General features: G+C 31.7%; 18 protein-coding genes. 9 read left to right on the top strand and 9 right to left on the bottom strand.

Features of this window, described 5'->3' with window-relative positions; all coding sequences use genetic code 11:
* Positions 1 to 328: 328 nt before the first annotated feature.
* The 8 genes from WC223_08635 to WC223_08600 all read left to right on the top strand — a co-directional run bounded on the left by WC223_08635 (position 329) and on the right by WC223_08600 (position 9,254).
* Positions 329 to 1,879 carry an acyl-CoA carboxylase subunit beta gene (locus tag WC223_08635; GenBank protein ID MFA6924305.1) on the top strand — a complete coding sequence of 517 codons (1,551 nt, stop codon included), beginning with the start codon at positions 329 to 331 and terminating at the stop codon, positions 1,877 to 1,879.
* Positions 1,880 to 2,078: 199 nt separating this feature from the next.
* Positions 2,079 to 3,584: an acetyl-CoA carboxylase biotin carboxylase subunit gene (locus WC223_08630; protein ID MFA6924304.1), complete on the top strand. Its 1,506-nt coding sequence runs from the start codon at positions 2,079 to 2,081 to the stop codon at positions 3,582 to 3,584.
* Between the two features lie 44 nt (positions 3,585 to 3,628).
* A complete protein-coding gene (locus tag WC223_08625; protein ID MFA6924303.1) occupies positions 3,629 to 4,171 on the top strand; it encodes an acetyl-CoA carboxylase biotin carboxyl carrier protein subunit in 543 nt (180 codons plus the stop codon).
* 166 nt (positions 4,172 to 4,337) lie between these two features.
* Positions 4,338 to 4,463, top strand: a complete 126-nt coding sequence (locus tag WC223_08620; protein ID MFA6924302.1) for a hypothetical protein — start codon at positions 4,338 to 4,340, stop codon at positions 4,461 to 4,463.
* Between the two features lie 165 nt (positions 4,464 to 4,628).
* On the top strand, positions 4,629 to 5,174 hold the full coding sequence (locus WC223_08615; protein ID MFA6924301.1) for a hypothetical protein: 546 nt from the start codon (positions 4,629 to 4,631) through the stop codon (positions 5,172 to 5,174).
* A 109-nt stretch (positions 5,175 to 5,283) separates the two neighbouring features.
* Entirely contained in the window at positions 5,284 to 6,438 is a 1,155-nt protein-coding gene (locus WC223_08610; GenBank protein ID MFA6924300.1) for a DUF4831 family protein, read from the top strand.
* A gap of 96 nt (positions 6,439 to 6,534) precedes the next feature.
* The gene (locus WC223_08605; GenBank protein ID MFA6924299.1) at positions 6,535 to 8,442 is read left to right on the top strand and encodes an ATP-dependent DNA helicase RecQ; all 1,908 of its coding nucleotides are present in this window, start codon (positions 6,535 to 6,537) and stop codon (positions 8,440 to 8,442) included.
* 230 nt (positions 8,443 to 8,672) lie between these two features.
* On the top strand, positions 8,673 to 9,254 hold the full coding sequence (locus WC223_08600) for a DNA-3-methyladenine glycosylase (protein ID MFA6924298.1): 582 nt from the start codon (positions 8,673 to 8,675) through the stop codon (positions 9,252 to 9,254).
* A 64-nt stretch (positions 9,255 to 9,318) separates the two neighbouring features.
* On the opposite strand, the gene WC223_08595 is transcribed toward WC223_08600, so the two are convergent.
* The 6 genes from WC223_08595 to WC223_08570 all read right to left on the bottom strand — a co-directional run bounded on the left by WC223_08595 (position 9,319) and on the right by WC223_08570 (position 17,926).
* Positions 9,319 to 9,987: a M50 family metallopeptidase gene (locus WC223_08595; GenBank protein MFA6924297.1), complete on the bottom strand. Its 669-nt coding sequence runs from the start codon at positions 9,985 to 9,987 to the stop codon at positions 9,319 to 9,321.
* A gap of 51 nt (positions 9,988 to 10,038) precedes the next feature.
* Positions 10,039 to 13,452, bottom strand: a complete 3,414-nt coding sequence (locus WC223_08590; protein MFA6924296.1) for an efflux RND transporter permease subunit — start codon at positions 13,450 to 13,452, stop codon at positions 10,039 to 10,041.
* 261 nt (positions 13,453 to 13,713) lie between these two features.
* The gene (locus tag WC223_08585; protein ID MFA6924295.1) at positions 13,714 to 14,745 is read right to left on the bottom strand and encodes an efflux RND transporter periplasmic adaptor subunit; all 1,032 of its coding nucleotides are present in this window, start codon (positions 14,743 to 14,745) and stop codon (positions 13,714 to 13,716) included.
* Positions 14,746 to 14,762: 17 nt separating this feature from the next.
* Positions 14,763 to 16,178, bottom strand: a complete 1,416-nt coding sequence (locus WC223_08580; protein ID MFA6924294.1) for a TolC family protein — start codon at positions 16,176 to 16,178, stop codon at positions 14,763 to 14,765.
* Between the two features lie 133 nt (positions 16,179 to 16,311).
* Positions 16,312 to 16,911: a TetR/AcrR family transcriptional regulator gene (locus WC223_08575; GenBank protein MFA6924293.1), complete on the bottom strand. Its 600-nt coding sequence runs from the start codon at positions 16,909 to 16,911 to the stop codon at positions 16,312 to 16,314.
* Between the two features lie 175 nt (positions 16,912 to 17,086).
* A complete protein-coding gene (locus tag WC223_08570; protein MFA6924292.1) occupies positions 17,087 to 17,926 on the bottom strand; it encodes a T9SS type A sorting domain-containing protein in 840 nt (279 codons plus the stop codon).
* A gap of 222 nt (positions 17,927 to 18,148) precedes the next feature.
* On the opposite strand from WC223_08570, the gene WC223_08565 reads away from it, so the two are divergent.
* Positions 18,149 to 19,828: a hypothetical protein gene (locus WC223_08565; GenBank protein ID MFA6924291.1), complete on the top strand. Its 1,680-nt coding sequence runs from the start codon at positions 18,149 to 18,151 to the stop codon at positions 19,826 to 19,828.
* 39 nt (positions 19,829 to 19,867) lie between these two features.
* Here the strand turns inward: WC223_08565 and WC223_08560 are convergent, their stop codons facing one another.
* The 3 genes from WC223_08560 to WC223_08550 all read right to left on the bottom strand — a co-directional run bounded on the left by WC223_08560 (position 19,868) and on the right by WC223_08550 (position 23,083).
* Positions 19,868 to 21,568 carry a hypothetical protein gene (locus WC223_08560; protein MFA6924290.1) on the bottom strand — a complete coding sequence of 567 codons (1,701 nt, stop codon included), beginning with the start codon at positions 21,566 to 21,568 and terminating at the stop codon, positions 19,868 to 19,870.
* Between the two features lie 163 nt (positions 21,569 to 21,731).
* Complete coding sequence (locus tag WC223_08555) at positions 21,732 to 21,914, bottom strand: hypothetical protein (GenBank protein MFA6924289.1); 183 nt, start codon at positions 21,912 to 21,914, stop codon at positions 21,732 to 21,734.
* A gap of 206 nt (positions 21,915 to 22,120) precedes the next feature.
* The gene (locus tag WC223_08550) at positions 22,121 to 23,083 is read right to left on the bottom strand and encodes an NAD-dependent epimerase/dehydratase family protein (protein MFA6924288.1); all 963 of its coding nucleotides are present in this window, start codon (positions 23,081 to 23,083) and stop codon (positions 22,121 to 22,123) included.
* Between the last annotated feature and the right edge of the window lie 136 nt (positions 23,084 to 23,219).

Here is a 23,219-nt window from a genome sequence, read left to right as displayed (position 1 = left end):
TTTGTGGTTTTTAAAACGATAATAACGAAAAAATCGGACATTTTGGACAAACTAATTATTTCATAAAACCAACCTCAATATTTTTTGTTTTTTAAAAATTACTACCTTTGCAATATCTTGGGAAGATATTTTTTCTTTATAAACCTTAGAAATACTAAATAGTATCGTATATAAAGTCGAGAGTTTGGTTCAGAATGTCCGAGTTCGAGGCTTTCGAAGTTTTAAAAATCAGGAGTTTACTGTAGTAAATGACTGATTTTTAAAACGAGAATAACAAAGAAATCGGACATTTTGGACAAACTCTAAATAATAATTAAATCAATTATAAATGGATGTAAAAGGAAAGCGTTTTCAGGAATTCACTAAAAGGAACGAAGCCATTAAGGAACTGAGAGGAAAAGAGGCACGGGAAAAACAACACTCTAAAGGTAAACTTACCGCTAAAGAAAGAATAGATATTTTATTAGACCCCGGAACTTTCGATGAAATTGATGCGCAGGCACAACCTGCCGATGCCGGTTTTGGTACAGTAAAAAAAGTATTAGGTGATGGAGTTATTACCGGTCACGGAAAAATCAGCGGGAGATTGGTTTTTATTTATGCTCAGGATTTCACTGTTATGGGCGGTTCGCTTGGTTCTGTTCATGCTGCCAAGATAAATAAAATTCAGGATATGGCTCTTAAAATGGGTGCTCCCATTATAGGTCTTATGGATTCGGGTGGTGCACGAATTCAGGAAGGAGTTATGAGCTTAGCCGGTTATGCAAGCATATTTTACAGGAACGTTGCTTCATCGGGAGTTATTCCTCAGATTTCGGTAATCATGGGTCCTGCCGCCGGAGGTGCTGTTTATTCTCCTGCTTTAACCGACTTTGTTTTTATGACAAATAAAACAAGCTATATGTTTGTTACCGGTCCCAATGTTGTTAAGGAAGTTTTGAATGAAGAAGTATCATTTGAAGATTTAGGAGGTGCTACTGCTCATGCAAAAAAAAGTGGTGTGGCTCATTTTATATATGAAGATGAAGAAAATACTTTGCTCGGCGTTCAAAAACTTTTATCATATCTTCCATCGAACAATATGGAAGACCCTCCAATTTCAAATGCAAGTATAACAACAATCGGTCCTGTTGAAAAACTTCGCGATATAGTTCCCGACGACCCTAATAAAGCTTATGATATAAAAGATGTAATAAAATTAATTATTGATGGGGAAAAATTTCTCGAAGTAATGGAAAATTTTGCCCAGAATATTGTTATTGGCTTCGGAAGGTTGAATGGAAAAACTATAGGAATTGTGGCAAACCAACCGAAAGTTCTGGCAGGATGTCTGGATATTAATTCTTCAATGAAGGGAGCTCGATTTGTGAGATTCTGCGATGCTTTCAATATTCCTGTATTAACACTTGAAGACGTGCCGGGTTTTTTACCGGGAATAAATCAGGAACATGGCGGTGTAATAAAACACGGGGCAAAATTAATGTATGCATACAGCGAAGCAACTATTCCTAAAATAACAGTTATTCTTAGAAAATCTTATGGCGGAGCATATTGTGTAATGAACAGCAAGCGACTCGGAAGCGATTTTAATTTTGCATGGCCTACTGCCGAAATTGCCGTCATGGGTCCCGAAGGTGCTGTAGCAATACTTTACAGAAAAGAACTTGAAGCTGCTGAGAATCCACAACAATTCAAAAAAGAAATGGCAGAAAAATACAGACTGGAAATAGCTAATCCTTATGTTGCTTATGAAAAAGGACTTATTGATGAAGTAATGGACCCTGCCGCAACACGAATGAAATTAATTGCTGCTTTTGAAGCACTGGAAAATAAACAAGACTTGAAACCAGCACGAAAACATGGGAATATTCCATTATAAATTAAAATTGCTTAATTGTAGAAAAATGATATTATTATAAAGTATATTTCTTTGTGTTCTTTGCGTAATATTCTTTGTGAACTTTGTGGTTATCTTTTTTTACCACAAAGAACACAAAGGTTTTCACAAAGTTTAAAATATACAAACACCAATTTAGCAATTTAACAATTAAACAATTTGACAATATAATTTTAAAAAGATGAAAATCAAAAGCATTTTAATTGCGAACAGAGGGGAAATAGCTGTTAGAATAATGAAAACAGCCAAGCGGCTCGGAATAAAAACTTATGTCATTAAATCCAGAAAAGATGCTAATGCCTTGTATCTTGATTTGGCAGATGACGTTTTTGAAATTCCTGAAAATCCTGCCGTTGCTTCCGAATTTCTTGATATTGAAGGAATAGTTGCACTTGCAAAAGAAAAAAAGATTATGGCAATTCATCCGGGATACGGATTTTTAGCCGAAAATCCTGATTTTGCAAGACGATGTAAAGAAGAAAATATTATATTCATAGGACCCTCACATGAAGTTATTTACAACATGGGGCAAAAAACTATTGCCAAAAAAATTGCTACAGAAACTGGTATTCCTTTAATTCCGGGAAGTGATGGTGAAGTAAAAAATGTTAATGATGCAATTAAAATTGCAAAAAAAATCGGATATCCGGTAATTATAAAAGCTGTTGCAGGTGGCGGCGGAAGAGGAATGCGTATTGTTGAAAAAGCATCGGAAATGGAAAAGCTTTTCAAACAGGCATCTTCCGAAGCCGAAAAAGCTTTTAATAATCCTGCTCTATTTGTTGAAAAGTACCTTTATAAACCAAGACATGTTGAATTTCAGGTTTTCGGTGATAAATTCGGAAATGTAATTCATCTCGGAGAAAGAGAATGTTCCATTCAAAGACGTCATCAGAAACTCTTTGAAGAAGCGCCTTCTGTTGCCTTAGATGAAAAGCTGAGGAAGAAAATGGGCGATACGGCAATTAAAATGGCAAAAGCAGCGAAATATGAAAATGCAGGTACCGTTGAATTTCTGTTAGACAAAGACAAAAAATTTTATTTTATGGAAATGAATACCCGCATTCAGGTTGAACATCCCGTAACCGAAATGATAACACATACCGACCTTGTTGAAATGCAAATCAAAATTGCTGAAGGTGAAAAACTTCCATTTACTCAAAATAACGTAAACCTTGAAGGTTGGGCAATTGAGTGCAGAATAAATGCCGAAGATGTTCAATCCAATTTTTCGCCTAATACGGGAATTATTGATTTGCTTGTTTTACCAAAAGGTACGAACATACGTATTGATACAGGCATACAGGAACGTTCGGCAATTACTTCCGATTTCGATTCCATGATTGCAAAATTAATTGTTTACGGAGATACCAGAAATAAAGCTATTCAAAATACTCTGAAAGCATTAAATCAATTTAAAATAAAAGGATTGAAAACAACAGTTCCTTTTTTCAAAGCAGTATTAAATAATAAGGCATTCGTAAAAGGAAACATAAGCACCGACTTTATTGAAAAAGAACTGGATGACCTTTGTTACCGCGAACCGGAAGAAGAAATGCTGGCTGCACTTTTAGCTACTGTTGATTATCACGCTGAAGCTACAAGCTATAAAGAGTCGAACCTCGAACCTGACAGACGTAAAAACATAAGTGCATGGGTACTTAATAAAAGAATGAAATCGTTATAATTTAAAGTTAATAGTTATTTGTAATAAATTAAAAACAAACCGATATGAATATTCTTTTTAAATCAAGTGATAGCGCCTCAACAATAAAATATATTACACTTAGTGATAAAAATAAATTTGAAGTAAATATCAGTCCTGAAAATATTATTAAGGTGAACAAAAAAGTTTTAAATGTTCAGATTGAAGAAGGAACAGATGGATTCACTTATATAGTTTTGGGAAATCTGATATATCCGGTAGAAATTCTTGAGAGGAGTCAGAATAAATATACCATTCTTATAAATGGCATAAGTTACAAGTTTACGGTTGAAACACCTATTTCATTCAGCAGAAAAAAACATCTTGATAAAATACTTGAGGGCTCAAAAAAAGAAGATGTTCTTGCTCCAATGCCCGGAAAAATTATTGAACTTCTTGCTGAAGAAGGCGCTTCTGTCAAGGAAAACGACCCGTTGCTGATACTTGAAGCTATGAAAATGGAAAATGAAATCAGAACACACACATCGGGAATAATAAAAAAAATAAATATAAAACCCGGCGATACGGTGATGAAAGACGATGTTTTAATGGAAATAGAAAATATATAATAGTGCTTAAAATGACGTGAAAAAGAAGTTAGAAATTTGATGATAGAAGCTAAAAATTTTTAAGTATCAAGCATCTAACATCCAGTTTCATTAATACAACAAAATAATATTAACTTATATAAACTCTATTTATATTTTTTTTCTATTCTAAGAATACTGTGATTCATTGATTTTGTTCCATTCCAAGAAAACAAAACTTGCCTACGACTGGACTAAAAAGAAGTCAATTAATGCAACACCAGCTACAAGCAGCAGTAAAAATGTAATAGGAACTGCTATTTATGAGCAATAATAATTTTTTTTGTAATTAATCAAAAAATGTATATTTGTAAAAATAATTAAAGTATGAAATATTAAAATTATAAATTCACTATAAGTAAAATTAAAATAGATTAGTTTTTTATAAATAAATTTTTATTTTTGTAAAATACATTTTATTACGTAAAACCTAAAAAACATGAGAAAGTTCATATTAATTTTAGCAGTATTTTCATTTTTAACTTTAACAACAAGAGCTCAGAAATTCGGTGTTGGAATCGGATTTTCATATGGAACTCAAATCAGTACAGCCGGAATTAATGTCGGAGGTCTTTTCGCTTTTTTCAAAGAGAAGATGAATCTGGAGCTTAACTTATCAACATTTTCCAAGCTTAATCAGGATTTTGTTGCTTATAGCAAAACTACATCACTGTGGGATGTAAACTTTAATTTACGTTATATATTTAAATGGGATATTATCGGAATTTATCCTATTGCAGGTTTAAATATCGCAAATACAAAAATTGACACCGCATTTAAATACAGTTCGCCTCTTACAGGTAACCCGAAAGAAAACAATAGCACTAAAAAAGCAATATACGGAGCTAATGCAGGTGTGGGCTTTCAATTAAATTTAGAATCCATTCTTCCTTTTATTGAATTAAAACATGTCTTCGGTGACTATAATCAAAGTATTTTTACACTTGGCTTGCGATTTAAAATAGGAAAAAGCAAGGAACAATAATATTTTAAAGGAGCCAAAGTATTAAATTCAGATATATTTTATTTTTTTTACTTCAGAGTTTGTTTATTAATTTAAACAGAATTTTTTTTAATTAAAACAACTATTGCTTATGAAGATAATTCATCTGGTGTTTTTATTATTAATAATTTTATTTTCTCAGTGTACCGGTTATAAAATTATTCATGTTGATGACAAGTTCAATGCTACCGGAAAATACGGAGTTTACTATTCACTTCCGAAAACAGTCCTGAACATTGATGTTGCAATAAATAAAATCACTATTGTTAAAGGACCATTTGCTCAATATGCTTCAAAATATCTGGGTTTGACCGATGTTTATATAAACAATTCCGTAAGTTATGAAATTTCTGATATCAATATTTCTGATGATTTTACATCCGACAAAGAAAAAACTTTTTTTGTTGAACTTCCTCAATGTTCAAAAAACAAAAAGTTTCATAGTAAGTTGTTTGTTAATTTAAATGAAAATGGAATAATTTCTTCGGTGAATTTTTTCAAAAACTTCAACCCCGAAAAAAACATTATTGAAAAAAAGATGATTATTAAAAATGATGATTCTCCTGATAAATCTGATTTGCAATTTATCGAAAATCTGAAAATAAAATATGATACTTCAATAGAAAAAATTTTAGTAGACACTTCTGTCATTCAGCATAAGAAAGTTACAAAATTTATTGTTGAAAAATCAAATGAAGAAAAAGCAAAAGAGATTTCGGAAATAATTACAAAACTTCGAAAAGAAAGAATATCACTCATCATTGGTGAGTCGGATATACCCTATCAACCCGGAACAATAAAATTTATGATTGATGAAATTGATAGTCAACTCCAAAATTATATCCGTCTTTTTACGGGATATACATTCACAAATACATTAAAATATAAATTTTCATTTATTCCCGATTCTTCAAACCTGAAAAAAGAAAATCTTGTTTTCAGATTCGATGCCGACAACGGAATATTGTCAAAACAAGATTCTACGGGAAATAAAGTTACACTACTCATCGAAAAAGGTGAAAATCAAATTAAAAATTTTATACCAATTAAAGAAAAAAATAATGGTTTTTCCTATACAATACCTGCTCTTACAAAATTTACTTTAAAAACAGGAAATGAAATTTTGAAGCAATGTAATATCTCTGTTTCGCAGTATGGCATAGTTTCATATCTTCCTAAAAGAAAAAACAAATTCAAAATATTATATTATCAGAATACAGGAGCTATAAAAGGTCTGGAATACTAATGTATCAACGAATTGATTCTGTAGCAATCTATTTAAATATTTGGTAATTGATTACCAGTTACCGGTTACTTGTTTTAATCTTGCAGATAATAATTTATGACTATTCAGCAAATACTCACGAAATACTGGGGTTTTACAGCTTTCCGTGCGCTGCAGGAAGAAATTATAAATTCCGTTCTGGCAGGAAATGATACGTTGGCTCTGATGCCTACCGGTGGAGGTAAATCAGTTTGCTATCAGTTGCCCGGACTTGCAAAAGACGGTATCTGCATCGTAATATCTCCATTGATAGCACTGATGAAAGACCAAGTATGGCGGTTAAAACAAAAAGGCATTAATGCAATTGCAATTCATTCGGGAATGCACTTCAGCGAAATTGACATTGTTCTTGATAATTGCATATACGGAAACGTTAAGTTTTTATATATGTCGCCTGAACGTTTATCAACCGACATTGCGAGAGAACGAATAAAAAAAATGAAAGTTAATCTTCTTGCTGTTGATGAGGCACACTGCATTTCGCAGTGGGGTTATGATTTTCGTCCTTCATATTTGAAAATTGCCGAAATAAAGGAATTACTGCCAAATGTTCCATTGCTGGCACTTACTGCTACTGCTACATCCGAAGTTATCGACGATATTCAGAAAAAACTGCTGTTTAAAAAGGAAAATGTTCTGAAAAAAAGTTTTGAAAGAAAAAATCTTGCATACCGTGTGCTTTTTGAAGAAGACAAGCTCAACAGAATTCTGCTCATTACAAAAAAACTTGAAGGCACAGGAATTATATATGTGAGAAGTCGTATGCGTGCAAAACAAATTTCAGATTTTCTGCTCAAAAACAAAATCTCTGCCGATTACTATCATGCTGGGATTGCTCCACAACTTCGTGATGAAAAACAAAACAACTGGTTCAAAGGTAAGACGAGAATTATTGTTTGCACAAACGCTTTCGGCATGGGCATTGACAAAAATAACGTGCGTTTTGTAATTCATTTTGATGTGCCCGATTGTCTTGAAGCATATTTTCAGGAAGCAGGCAGAGCAGGCAGAGACGATAAAAACGCTTATGCCGTGCTTTTATACAATGATTCTGATATTTTAGACCTGAGAAGAAATTTTACTGAAAGTTTTCCGGAAATTGAACAAATAAAAACCACTTATCAGGCAATTGCAAATTATTATCAGTTAGCTGTCAATGCTGGTAAAGGAGTATCATTTAATTTCGACATGAATGATTTTTGTCATACATATAATCTGAAACCGCTCAATGTTTACAACTGTCTTAAATTTATTGAAAAGGAAGGATATCTTGTTGTAACTGATTCAATAAATATGCCATCGCGTATTCATATCACTACCGATAAAGAATCACTATATCGTTTTCAGGTTGAAAATCCGAAATCCGATAACTTTATTAAACTTTTACTGCGTTCGTATTCGGGCATATTTAGTGATTTTGTAAAAATAAATGAAACCGAACTTGCAAAAAGAACAAATTCGACAAATGAAATAATTATTGAAAGCATTAAAAAACTTGAAAATATCGGAGTACTGAAATATCTTCCTATAACGAATCTTCCGCAGATAATTTTTACTGAATCACGCATTGATGCCAAAGACCTTACGATTTCAAAAGAAAATCTTGAGTTCAGAAGAAGAGAAGCCGAAAAACGCTTGAATTCAATGATTCATTATGTTTCAAGTTCAAACAAATGCAGAAGCCAGTATCTTCTTTCTTATTTTAATGAGGATAATTCATATCGCTGCGGAATCTGCGACGTATGTGAAAAACGAAATAAACTTGAACTTGGTCAGATTGAATTTGATAATGTCGTTGAACAAATAAAACCCGATTTGAAATCGAAATCATTATCAATTCAGGAAATTGTTGCAAAAGTAAAAGGTATTAAGGAAGATAAAACAATTAAAGTAATTCAATGGCTTCTCGATAACGGAAAAGTTTATTATGATGAGGAAAATAAATTGAAATGGAAGTTGAAATAAATTAATAATTAATAATGTGGGTTAAATATTGGAATTAGCATGAGGGTGCCTCAAAAATAAAATTTTAATATTTTTTTTCTCTGAGGTTCTCTGTAATCACTCTGTGAATCTCCGTGTAACAATAAAATAAAAAATTACACAGAGAGCCACAGAGAATACACAGATTTACACAGAGCACTTTTGAGACACTATCTTTGTAACTAATAACTTTTTAAACTTCAAACTATTTTATGTTAAAGCTCGGAAAAGATTTTTATTTACGCGATGATGTTGTTGAAATTTCTAAAGATTTATTGGGTAAATATTTATTGACAGAAATTGATGGTAAGATAATAACCGGTGGAATAATTACCGAAACTGAAGCTTACGTGGGTGCAACCGATAAAGCTTCGCATGCATACAATAACCGCAGAACAAAGAGAACAGAAATAATGTTTTATGAAGGCGGAGTTGCTTATGTTTATTTCTGCTACGGGATGCACTCACTTTTTAATATTGTTACAAATAAAAAAGATATTCCTCATGCTATTTTAATAAGAGCAATAAAATCAACAGATGGAATAGATTTAATTTTAAAGAGAAGAAACAAAACAAAACTTGATAAAAAAATTACTCTTGGTCCCGGAACAGTTTGTCAGGCACTGGGAATAAGCTGCAAATACACAGGAGAAAGTTTACTTGGAAATAAAATATGGCTCGAAGATAGAGGACTTAAAATTGATAAAAAGAAGATAATAGCAAGCAAAAGAATAGGTGTTGATTATGCACAGGAAGATGCTTTGCTGGAATATAATTTCAAAATATCGGTTTGATTTTTTGGTGATGGGTTGGGGTTGATAAACCCTTGCATGGTTTATCGGGGATATTAAAGTTTTTTTATTCCAACATTATAGTTTCATAAATAAAAAATACCGATTGTGCAACAAAAAACAAAGCCCAAAAAAAAGCAGGAATATGGGTTTGCTTTTTCAAATTAGTTGCATCACCTGCATTTTTTGATTTATGTATGCTTAAATATAACAATTCAAGAGTTGAATAAAATGAATCGGTTAAAATTATTCCCGATAATATCACCGAAAAACAATGTGTAACAAATAAATTTTTTGTAAAATAAACTGCAACCAATATGACAGCAAAAGTCAGCAACCACAAAGTTCCGTACCAGTTTCTAATCCATACAACAATATTTATCAAAGTTACTGAAGCAAGACAAAACAACAATGCATTATATTGCTGTTCTTTTATCAGATAAAATAAACCGAATGCCGAAGCTGATGAAAGGGGATATCCCGCAATAGAAACAAAAAACTGACCAAATTTATTTTTTGATTTTGTAACAGCAGCTCCTTCGGTATTACTGAATAATTCAACCGATTCAATTGAACCGTTTGTGAGCAAAGCCATAAAAGCATGTCCGCTTTCGTGAATTAATGTGTTGGCAACTCTGAAAAATTTGCCGACAAAAGGAATTCGCGTTATGATAAAGGACAGAATAATTAATCCGCAAAAAAAATATTGATTGTTCTGGAGATTGTCAGTAGTCATTAGTAAAAAACTCTTAAATCATAATTATTACATCATACATAAACTGTAATCTTATATCAAAACATCACTATGAACTGCTCTTTTAGCAAGTCTGTTTTCTCTTCTTCTTTTAGCATCAACTTTTCCGGCATACATAATGTAATACATAACAGGAATAAGAATCAAAGTAAGAAAGGTAGCGAAGCTCAAGCCAAAAACTACAGCCCATGAAAGCGGACCGAAGAAACGAACACTGTCGCCACCTATCCAGATTTGCGGGTTAAAATGAGTAAATAAAGTTTCAAAATTAATATTGAATCCGATAGCCATCGGTATCAAGCCAAGTATTGTTGCCGTGGCAGTCAGAAAAACAGGAGTAAAACGGATTTTCCCTGCCTGCACAATTGCTTCACGGGTTTTAACACCGCGTGATTTTAAAACATCTGTGAATTCAACAAGAAGAATACCGTTACGGACAACTATTCCAGCCAGCGCAACTAATCCCATGCCTGTCATTGCAATAGCAAATTCCATTCTGAAAATTGTATAACCGACCAATACTCCGATAACGCTAAATATTACTTCGGATAAAATAATCAAAGGTTTGCTTATGGAATTAAATTGAGTTATTAAAATAAAAAATATCATGCAAAGTGAAAGCAACATGGCTTTAAGAAGAAAAATCATTGTTTCTTTCTGGTCTTCTTGTTCGCCGGTGAGGTTAATTTCAACTCCCTCTTTTTTCTTAAAAGCAGGTAAAGCTTTTGTAATTCCCTGATTTATTTCATTAGCGTTATATCCGGTTAAAACATTTGAACCAAGAGTAATTACTTTTTTAAGATTTTTTCTTTTAATTCCGCCGAAACTATTTTCATAATTTACTTTTGCAACTGCCGAAAGAGGTATTTGTCGCAGTAATCCCGAATTCATATCACGATAAACAATTTTCAGATTTAAAATTTTATCTATATTTTCTCTTACATATTTATTATAACGCAGTTGTATTGGGTATTGGTCTTCGTCTTCGCGGTATTTTGAAAGTTCTTTTCCAAGAACAGCAGTTCTTATTTCCATGCCAATTTGCCCTGTTGATATGCCTTCGCGGTTTGCACGTTCACGGTCAATATCAATTATAACTTCGGGTTTTGTCAAATCAAAATCGGATTTTAATTGCTCAATTCCCGGTATTTTTAATGACTCTATATATTTTTTTAAGTCAGTTGATGTTGCAACAATATCGTAAATATTGTCACCGCTAATTTCTATGTTTATGGGTTTGCCTGCAGAAGGAGGACCCATTTTGCTTGCATCAACCGTAATTTCAGCTCCGGGAATTCCCTTAACTGCTTCTCTCATTTTTTCCAGATATTTGTTTGTTGACTCACCATGTCTGAATTTGGAATCAACAAATTCGACTGTAACTTTTCCTTTATTTGAAGTTGACGACCTGTCGAACATGTTTTCGCCAGCGCCAAGCGAAACATTTGAAATTATTGATTCAACAATTGGATTTTTTCCATCAGGATAATTTTCACCCAAAGCATGTTTTATTTTATTTTCAACAACTCCTGTGATTGAATCGGTAACGGTAACATCAGTTCCAACCGGTAATTTTATAAATGTATAAACATACTTTGGTTCACCACCTGGAAAGAAAACGACTTTCAAACTGCTTGACATTAATAATGTGATAATTAATAATGCTATTGCACTTCCTAAAATATAATAAGGACGTCTTTTAAAAATGCACCATCGCAATAGATTTTCGTATTTGTTCATTATTGCAGGAATAAATTTATGCTGAAATTTCAATAAAATTTTATACCCCCAAATGTTGTGAAAAATAAAAAATATGGAAATAAAAAAAGCAAAATTTCCTGTTCCTCTGAATCCTGCAAGGTGAGCTAACCCGCCGATACCTGCAATAATCAAACTTGTCATTACTATTTTCTTTTTATTTCCCGATATTTCATTTTCATCATCGTGTTTCATAAAAGATACTGCAAACACTGGATTAAATATGTATGCAACAATTAAAGATGCAAAAAGAGTTAAAATTAAAACTACAGGAATAAAATGCATGAATTTTCCAACTGTTCCGGGCCAAAAGATTAACGGAAAAAATGGAGCAAGTGTTGTTAATGTTCCCGATAAAATAGGTCCGAACACCTCGCCGGCAGCTAATTTTGCTGATTGAATAATATTAAGTTTGCCTTTATTTTGTTTGAAAATCCTGTGTGTGTTTTCAATAACAACTATTGCATCGTCAACAACAATTCCAAGTGCAAATATGAATGAAAACATAACAAGCATATTCATTGTATAGCCCATGCTTGGCAAAACAAGATAACAAAGAGCCATTGACAAAGGAATTGACAATCCTACGAAAATGGCATTAGTCAAACCCATAAAAAACATAAGAACAATAACAACCAGAATAAAACCTATAATAATTGTATTGTTCAAATCTTCGAGTGTGGTTCTCGTAAATTTCGACTGGTCGTTTGTTATTGAAATTTTAAGCTTTTCGGGATATTTTGTTTCTTTAAGTTCTTTTAAAGCATTTTTAATTTTATCCGATGCATCAAGCAGGTTTTGCCCGCTTTTCTTTATTACATTCAGTGTAACAACATTTTTTCCGTTTAACCGTGCATAGCTTTCCTGGTCTTTAAAACTATCTTTTATTTCTGCAATATCTTTTAATGCGACAACAGCACCGCTTGACGAATGAAAATAAATATTCTTTATTTCTTCGATATTTTTAAATTCACCGACAACCCTTATCGAACGGCTCATTCCGCTCATGTTTATGTTACCGCCCGAAATAATAACATTTTCCGAAGAAATAGCTCTGTCAATATCGTTAAACGAAACACTTGCCGCCTGCATTTTATACATGTCAACATTAATCTGAATTTCCCTGTCCAAAGCTCCGATTATGTCAACTCTTGTTATTTCCTTGAAAGATTCGATTTTGTCTTTTGCATCATCGGCATATTTCTTCAACTTGTTTAAATCAATATCTCCCGAAAGGTTTATATTCATTATGGGAATTTCTGATAAGTCAATATCCATAACCTGCGGGTCGCCGTATTTACTCAAATCGCTCGGAAGGTCTTTTTTTGTTTTGTCAACAGCATCTTTTACTTTTTGTTTTGCATCATCAACTTTGACATTTTCATTGAATTCAACGGCAATCATCGAAAAATCCTGAATTGAGTTGCTTGTGATTTTTTTAACTCCGTTAATGGATTTAATGCTTTTTTCCAACGGACGCGTAATAAGGTTTTCCATATCGGAAGGACCGGTTCCCGGATACACAGTGTTGACAAGTATTGTAGGAATAACAATATCCGGAATTTGTTCTTTCGGAATAGTCATGTAATTTATTATTCCGAAAATAAAAATTATAAATACCAAAACATAAATACTGGTTTTATTGTCAATTGACCAACTTGTCGGTTTGAATTCTTTTATTCCTTTCATGTCTTTCCGTATTGTATTTTGTTTTATTCTGTTTTTTTGTGAATTGTTTAATCGCTAAATTGTTGAATTGTTGTTCAAAACGTTTCACGGTATTGCTAATTTTTGTACAGTAATCATAATTTTAAACTTTGTGGACTTTGTGTAAACCTTTGTAGTAAAAAAAGATAACCACAAAGTTCACAAAGAAAATTTCACAAAGAACACGGAGAACAATACTTGATTAATAATATCATTTTTTTAGCAATTAAACAATAAATAAATTTAATATTTAATTTCCTGCCCATCATCCAAATCCTGATAACCTGTTGTAATAACCTTATCTCCCGGCTTCAAGCCATTAGTAATTTCAATAATACCATTATAAGATTGTCCTGTTTTTACAAGTTGTTTTTTTGCAATATTTTTTCCGTTTACATTTTCAGCAACAAAAACATATTTATCCTTTGCATCTGATTGCACAATATTTACGGGCAATGCAAAAGCATTTGCAGATGTGTAATCTTTAATTTTTATAATTGCAATCATATTCGCTCTGTATTCGATTTCGCTGGGCTGAAGACGTATTTCAATTGCAAATGTTCTGTTGGTTGGGTTTATATATTTACTCGAAAAAGTAAGTTGTGCAGGCATTTCCTGATTCAAATCGGGGAAATAAATTAAAACATCATTTCCTTTTTTTATTTTAGCAGTAAACACTTCAGCAACATCAGCAACCACTTTTATTTTAGAAAAATTAATTACTCTGAAAATAGGTAAGCCGGGTGCAACAGATTGCCCGACTTTAATAGGAATATCTTCAATTGTGCCGTCAATAGGCGAAATAATTTTAAACATATCCAACTGCTCGAGCGCACTTGCTTTGCGATTTTCCATTGCTTCCTTATTTGTTTTAGCTGATAAATATTGTACTTCCGAGCCAATTTTCTGTTCCCAGAGATTTTTTTGCTTGTTATACAAATCAGTTGTAAAATCAATTTGAGTTTGAATTTCCTTTATTGATTGCTTTACAAATTGGTCATCTATTTGTGCGAGAATCTGACCTTTTTTAACTTCGTCACCGGCGTTTACAAATATATTTGTAACAACTCCAATAGTTTTTGCGAAGACGCCAACATTATCCTCGCCGTCAACTTTTCCCTGAACCTCAATATAGTGAGAAAATTCCCGGGTTTTTATTTCGCTTATGGAAACTTCTTTGCTTTTTTTCAGTGTCTGTTCTTTTTCTTTTTGACTGTTGTTATTGCATGCTATAAGAGCAATAACAAATATTCCAACAAATAATTTATTTTTCATAAAATAATCATTTTTTATTATTTCAACATTTTTTCAAGTTTCGATTTAGCTGTTGTGAGTTCTATAATTGCACTATAATAACTCGATTGTGCCTGAAGGTATTGATTTTGCGATTGCGTTAAATCCAAGCTGCCTGCCACTCCTTCTTTATATTTTATTAAATTTTTTTTATATATTTTCTCAGCTAATGTTATATTCTGTTTATTTGTTTGAAATTTACTTAATGCATTAAGATATGAAGATTTAGCTTCTGCAAAGGAAGTTTGTAATCCGAGAGAAACCTGTTGTTTCGAGTTAATTGCTTTTTCCAATGCGAGTTTTGCCTGATTTATTCTTGCCAGTTTCATGCCACTTCCGAAAATCGGAATATTCACATTTAAGCCAATAATATCGGGAGGAGTAAATGAAAATGAATTTTTGTTAAAGTTTTCCTGATGATTATAAAAAGCAGCAATATCAGGCAAGAACGATGTTTTCTGAAGTTTTAAATTGAGTCCTGCAAGTTTTGCCTGAACGTCCATAAGTTTGTAATCGGCAAAATTTTCCACATTGAATTCTTTTGATGCTAAGCTTAAATCTCCTGCTCCGATTAAAGCATCAAGCTTATCAGTTAATGTAACATTTTGGTTAAGTTCAATTCCCAATTGAAATTTCAAAAGATTTCTCACAACTTCGAGCTGGCGGGTTAACATCTCGGCTGTATTTTTCAGTGTGCTTAATGTGAGTTGCATTTGGTCAACATCGGTTTCCTCGACCAAGCCCTGAGCATTCATTGCTTTAATATTATTAAATATTTTTTCGGTATTTGAATAAGTAGAATCAATAATATTTTTATTTTCCTGAGCAATTAAAACAAGATAATAAGCATTAGTAACGCTTTCAACAATGTCGTTCTGCGATTTTGTAACTCCGAGTTCCGAAAGCTGACGGTATATTTTTGCTGTTTGCAATCCCACAATGTACCCACCGTTAAATATAATTTCCGAAACTGTTATATCATAAGTTAATCCCCATTTCAAATCATTACTGGAAGGAGTTTTCTGATTTGGGTCGGGTGCAGTAACATATCCGAAATGTGCGTTATCGCCTGTGATATTTTTCATTGCCTGGTCAACCCCATACATCCAACTTCCCAACGTAGTTAAGCTTGAAAACTCTTCTACTTTACTCGGAATAGTTAACATATATGAATAAGCTAATTTTGAATTTATCTGAGGCAAGCCGATTGCTGTGGTTTCCCAAATTTTCTTTTTTGCACTTTCTATATCAAGATTTGCATTTTTTATAATAGGATTATTTTGCAAAGCGTAGTCCTGTGCTTGTTTAAGTGTGAATGAAAAAACCGAATCCTTTTTATTTTGCTGAGAATAAGAATTTAAATTTATTATTAAACCAACAAAAATTAATGTTATTATATTAAAATTTCTCCTCATTTTAGAATTACTTTAATTTCCTACAAAAATATTTTATATAAAATTTCTAAAGAACAGTTAATTGGTAAATGGCGGAAAATATCCGTTAAATAAATGGAAACAAAATTTTATAAATACATAGTGCAATATTTTTCTACATTTTGCTTTCATAGTATTCAATTCCTTTTTTACTTGCAATTCCTCTGATATGATATTTAAACATTTCATCAAATATTGTTGAAAATTCAAATTTATCGCTCGGAAAATATTCGTAGTTGAACAATATTTCTAATCTCGAAACATATATGGAAGAAATGATGTCGGGATTCAAGTTTTTTCTGTACAACCCTTCTTTTATTCCCTGAATAATATTTGCCCTGATATTTTCAAAAATATGTTTTCTTCTGTGTTCTTTTAAAATTTTCAATACATCGGGATAATATTTCTGCAAATCATGCCTGATTGACGGATTGAAAGTTTCCATGAATTTTATTATATGTTTGCTTGCCTCAAGCAATACGTCAATGGAATTATGTTTTTGTTTTATAATTTCAAATGATTTGTTTGTTTGTTTGTTTATTTGATATGAAATTACATTCTTTACCAAATCATTTTTATCGGAAAAAAAATTATAAAGTGTTTTTTTTGATATGCCTAATTCGCGGGACACATCGTCCATTGTAACACTTTTTATTCCGTATTTAATGTACAAGTGTGATACTTCTTCAAGTATGTTGTTTCTTTTTTCTTTCATAATAAGGATTGCAAAAATACAAATAAAAAACTCAGGAAACAATTTTTTCATAAAAAGTTTCCTTGGTTTTCGACATAAAGAAAACAATATATAACTAATGGATTTTTTCTGAAGACATATCAATAAAAAAGCCCGCTAATGCGGGCATAACGGTATAATTGTTTGATAATTAATTCTATTCCAGAATTATTTTCCTAATTTCAATTCCCTCATCGTTTTGAATACAAACATTATAAATACCTTTTGAAAATTCTTTTAAATCGATTAATTCCTGTGCTTGTGCAGATATAGGTTTTTGTATTAAAACCTGTCCGTAAATATTACTTATGAGCAATTCGGCATTACTATTTCCATCATAATTTATATGAATATCTGAAGTTGCAGGATTTGGATAACATTCAAATTTATTATTAGCAACGGCATTTTTGCTGAATTCAAATTTCACATTAGGTCTGAGGTTTGATAAAGTGCCAATTCCTGTGGGAAAAGCAAAATCAGCTCCGCTGTATAAGGTGAGATTGTTATTTGCTGTATTTGTAGAATTGAACCATGCATAGCCCTCACTCCATTTCCCGGAAAAATTTTCATAATATATTACTATGTTTTTTTTATTATCATAATAAAATGGAGTATTCAAAATAATTTCCTGCCATCCCGATTTGCTGAATAAAATATCACCAGAGTAAACAAGAAGCATTTTTGAAACATCAGGTTTATTACCATTTTCAAATGCCGTTTCTGATGTTAATGCAATATATATTTTCTGATTTTGCAAAACTATATCTGCTGAATTATCGACTTCAAAATAAATTTTCGAGATATAACCTTCGGAATTTATTTCGTTTTGTCTGTACATCAAAGCCGACCAGTTATAATCAAAAAATCCGTTGCATGGCATATTTCTCTGTGAAATTTTATCGTTTCCAACTGTTATGATATTCTGACCGTAAGATTTATTTATGTTGACAGTGAAAATAATAAATAAAAATAATAACAGATTTTTTATTGTTCTCATAATTTTACCTTTTTTATGAATGGCAACAAATGTATAATAAAAAATTATTTTACAATCAAAATAATAATTATAGTTTATTAACAATAAAAGATTATTTTTCAACAAGAAGTAAATATTGAATTAATCACAAAATGATTTAAATTAGCAAAAGTCAAATATTTTGAAATTAATATATTTTTTAAAATAAAAAATGTTTATTTTGCATTATATTTATTAAAAAATATGAAGAAATTTCTTAAGATAATTCTGGTAATATTTTTTCTAATGCCGATATATTGCTTTTCATTCAATTATGATTTGAAAGAAAGCAATGTCTTTCCGAAGGATAAACCAAAACTTGTAAAGAGAAAAGTTAAAAAAATATTTAAAGAAGCTATTGAATACATATACAGTGAAGAATACGATAAAGCTCTTCCTCTTTTTAAAAAGCTTCTAAAAAAGGACCCGAATAATTATAGTTTTAGTTTTTTTGTCGGTATTTGTTATTTTAATTTGAAGGCACCAAAATCAACTATTCTGCCGTATTTCGAAAAAGCTTCACAGCAAACGGTTGTTGATTATAATGATAACGTTTCGGAACGCCGCTCTCCTGCGTTTGTTTATTATTATAAAGCCCGGTTATACATGCTCGATAATAAATACGAAGAGGCATACAATAATTTAATAAAATTCAAATCATTAATTCCATCGAGCAATAAAAAACTTTTGAAAGAAGTAGCAAGAATGATTGAAGTTTGCGGATATGCAAAAATTCTTACTGATAATCCTTTAAAAAATGTCGTGATTGAATCTTTCCCGGCTTTGAACAGTACTTTTTTTGATTATGGAGCACAAATGTCGGCAGACGGGAATATGATTTTCTTCTCATCTAAACGCAAAGGAAATCTCGGTGCGCTCGATAAAGACGGACAATATAAAAGCGATATTTATTATATAAAAAAAGAAGGTGATAAATGGAGTGAGGCAATTCCTTTTAAAAATGCAAACAGTGAAGCAAATGATAATTTCTGTAGTTTGTCGGCAGACGGAAATGTTTTGTTTTTTAGTTCCGACAGGGAAGACAGCCAATACGATATTTATTATTGCCTGAAATTAGTAACCAACGAATGGTCAACTCCGCGAAAGCTCGAGTCAACAGTGAATTCAAAAGCAAATGAAACTTATGCATGGCTTGTTCAGAACTGGAAAACACTTTATTTCGTGAGCGACAGAAAAGATGGTTTTGGTGGAAGAGATATTTATATGTCAAAAAAACTTGATGAAGGAACATGGAAAGAAGCTGTTAACCTTGGCAGTACAATTAATACTACTTATGATGAAAAATCACCGTTTGCATCGGAAGACGGAAAAAGTTTTTATTTCAGTTCGAGAGGACATAAGTCAATGGGTGGTTTCGATATTTTTTACAGTAAAAATGAAAATGGAAATTGGTCAGCTCCCGTTAATCTTGGTTGTCCAATTAATACTACTTATGATGACCAGTATTATAATATTTCGAATGATGGAAAAACAATTCTTTATTCATCAGCAAAAAAAGGATTGGACGGCACAACCGATATTTTCTCGGTGAAAAAATTTAATGTTGAAGATGCAAAAAGCATAAAAGAACTGCTTGATAAAACAGCATTTACAGATACCATTCCATCAGAGAAAAAACTTACTGCCGGCAGAGATGTAATTTATACCGTTCAAATTGGTGCAGGAATAGACCTGAAAATTGGTGCTTTTAATGTTTTGTATGGTGTTAAAGAGTGTGTGAGCAAAGATGGTCTCAAGCGCTTTATAATAGGCGAATTCAAAACCCGCGAAGAGGCAGAAGCATTGCGACAGGAAATAATAAAACTCGGTTTCAGTGATGCGTGGATTCCTACAATTGACATGGACAGAATTGATTGTGAATAGCTAATTACTAAACTTTCAAAGTTTAGTAAAATTAAGTTCTTAATAATCCCAATAGCAATTATCCAAAGTTGTCCTAATTCCAATATAATAAAATTGCTGATTTTTATGTTCGAGTTTGGAATAGATATTTGCATTTGTTATTCCTGCTTCAATTCTAAAATTTGTTTTATAATTTATAAGATAAGAAATTTTAAAATTACTGTATATAAAATGCGTGGTTATACCTTGTCCGATGTAATTATGATAAAATTTTGGTACTATAATATTATTTGCTCCGGGAATATTTGAATCGAAAGAAAGTTTGTAAATATCCTGTCCAAAATGACTGCCATTAGTATCGTAGCCAATTACTGCATAAATGAATTCCATTTCAAAAAATATTTTTTTAAAATTATATTTCAAGAAATTCACTGATTCCCAAAAGTTAGCTCCCATGGGATGAGCAAGGGGCTGATTGTAATTGCTGTAATTTTGTAAAACATAACGGTGAGAATATGTGTAAGGACGAACAAAATTTATTTCTGACTGAATATTAAGATTATTTACTTTTAAAATGTCAAAGCTTTTGAATCCAAACTGAGCTGATTGCTTTCCCATCCAATGTCCCCACTTTGTATTTTTTTTGTCGATTGGTTTAAAAATATGTTTGATGTCGGCTCTGATATCGCTTAGTATCATATCATCAATGAGTATTTGAACATAAACAACATTTTTCTTTGCAATTTTATATTTTGTACCAAAACCCATGAAGCTATTGCTGGGGTTGCCATTTGAAAATTCAACAGGACGATAAAATACAACTGGATTCAAATAACTTAAATCAAAACTTTTATTTGTTGTACTGTCTTTCCCATAACTTATAACGCTTTCAAAAAATGATAAGTTCAATCGTTTGTTAACATTCCAGCTTAAATAATGAAAAGCACCATATTTTTTTCTGTATCTTATTATATCATTTCCATTCCAATCAAAATCTTTCATTTCGGTGAAAAGATTTACAAACTTGATTTTCCAGATGGTTGTAGTAATTTTAAAATATGGATAGTTGCATGAATTATTTGAAAGGAACATTGAACGGTAACCATCGCCGAAAAAGTTTTTGCCTTGTCCTAATTGCAGATTGAAATATTTATAAATGTTATATGACAAGTAATAATTATAGTTGTTATAATCATAATTTCTGCGATAAAAAAAAGGAATTGTAGATATTATTGCATTATTATCATTCGCAAAACCCTGCCCCGGAACTACTTTTGATTTTTCAATTTTATCCTGAATAAACAAAGGATACATAGAGTAATTATAAGTAAAATCAGCAAATAAAGCCAATTTATTGGAATACTTGAAATTAAATTCTCCGCCGATTCCTGTTTCAAAATTGCTTTGTTTTTCCCTTACATCATAATTGTATTCTGCAGTAAATTCGGGAATGCTCAAATCAAAATAAAATTTCTTTTTATCAAATTTTATAAGCGGTTCATTAAATAATATTCTGCCACCTAAAGTTTTTGTTTTTTTATTTTTTAAAATATTGGAAACAGAATCGCTTTTTGGAATCCTTGAAATATCAATGTCTGAATATGGTTTTATTGAAGAGTGAAAATTATTTAATGAATCTGCTTTATAAATTTCTTTTTCGAACGGTTTAATTTGAAAATCATCAAATTTATAGTATTGCTGGGCATTGACAATAACTGAAATAAAAACTGATATTGAAAAAAAAATAAACTTTGTTTTCATTTAATATGCTATAAAAACATTTTATATGAGTCGTGGTGCATTTTTACGAGACAATCAAGAACCTGATTATTTAATTTTATTTCTTTATTATTATTCACATAAGCATTCCTAACATTTCCCGCATTCTTAATAATTCACTCAGAGTTTTTCCCCATTTTATATCTTAAACAGTCAAATCAATCAATTCAAAAGCTCTTTCATAACAAAGATTTGTTTCATTTATTTTGTTTTTTTCGGGCATATTTTTTGCCCTGTTCAGTTCATTGGCTATCATAAGTATTTGCTGGGCTTTTGAATAAACCGACCATTTTTCAACTGTAAGGTTTTTATGATAAATTAAATTCATTGTACATTTTAGTTTGAAAAAGTATTTCAAAATTAACAAAAAAAAGAGAATGCCTCAAAAGAAAAATATTTATTATTTTTTTCTCTGTGGCTCTCTGTGTCAGCTCCGTGAGACTCTGTGTAACAATAAAAAATTACACAGAGAAACTCAGAGAACACACAGAGTTACACAGAGGACTTTTGAGACATTATAATTTACTTCCGAATTTAAATCAATCCTTTCTTATGTTTTTCGCCGATAACTTTTAACATATCTTTTGTCATTGCATCGAGGTCGTAGCTTGGTTTCCAGCCCCATTCGCTGCGTGCATCGCTGTCGTCAATTGAGTTGGGCCATGAATCGGCAATTTCCTGACGATAATCTGGTTCATATTTAATCTGAAAATCGGGAATATATTTTTTTATTGAAGCTGCTAATTCGCCTGCCGAAAAGCTCATTGCTCCAACATTAAAATCGCTGTGATGTTTGAGTTTTGAGAAGTCAGCTTGCATCAAATCTGTTGTTGCTTTCAGACAATCGGGCATATACATCATTGGGAGCCGTGTATCTTCTTTTACAAAGCATGTATATTTTTTATTTTTTATTGCTTCGTAATAAATGGCAACTGCGTAATCGGTTGTGCCGCCACCGGGAAGAGTTTCGTTGCTTATAATTCCAGGATATCTTAATCCCCTTATGTCAAGCCCATATTTGGCAACGTAATAATCTGCAAGCAATTCACCTGCAACTTTTGTAACACCATACATTGTTGTAGGTCTAAGAATTGTTTCCTGCGGAGTATTATCAACGGGTGTACTCGGACCAAAAACAGCAATTGAACTTGGCACAAAAATCTGTTTCATTTTATATTCACGTGCAATTTCAAAAACATTGAGCAAACTGTTCATGTTTACATTCCATGCAAACATTGGCTTTTGCTCACCTGTAGCCGACAATATTGCAGCTAAATTTACAATCATATTTATATTATGCTTTTTACAAACATCTGCCAGCAAATTTTTGTCGGTAGCATCAACAAATTCAAAATAGCTTGTATCTAAAAGCTTTCCCGAAGGTTTGTTTTTTATATCACTTGCAATAACGTTTTCTGCACCATAAATTTCGCAAAGTTCATTTGTTAACTCAGAACCTATTTGTCCCAAAGAGCCAATAACAAGTATCTTTTCCATATATAAATAATAATTAAGTTTAATTTATTTATCACTAACGTCCTAACGTTTTTTTATTAAAGTTCTTTGAAATATTGGCAGATAATAGTTTCAGTTGTTTTGAATTGCTAAACGATTTGAATAGAATTCCATTTTC

The sequence above is a fragment of the Bacteroidales bacterium genome, assembly GCA_041671145.1.
Classification (GTDB): Bacteria; Bacteroidota; Bacteroidia; order Bacteroidales; family JAHJDW01; genus JAQUPB01.
The sequence above is the reverse complement of the archived record's forward strand: the minus strand, read 5'-3'. Positions and strand labels throughout refer to the sequence as shown.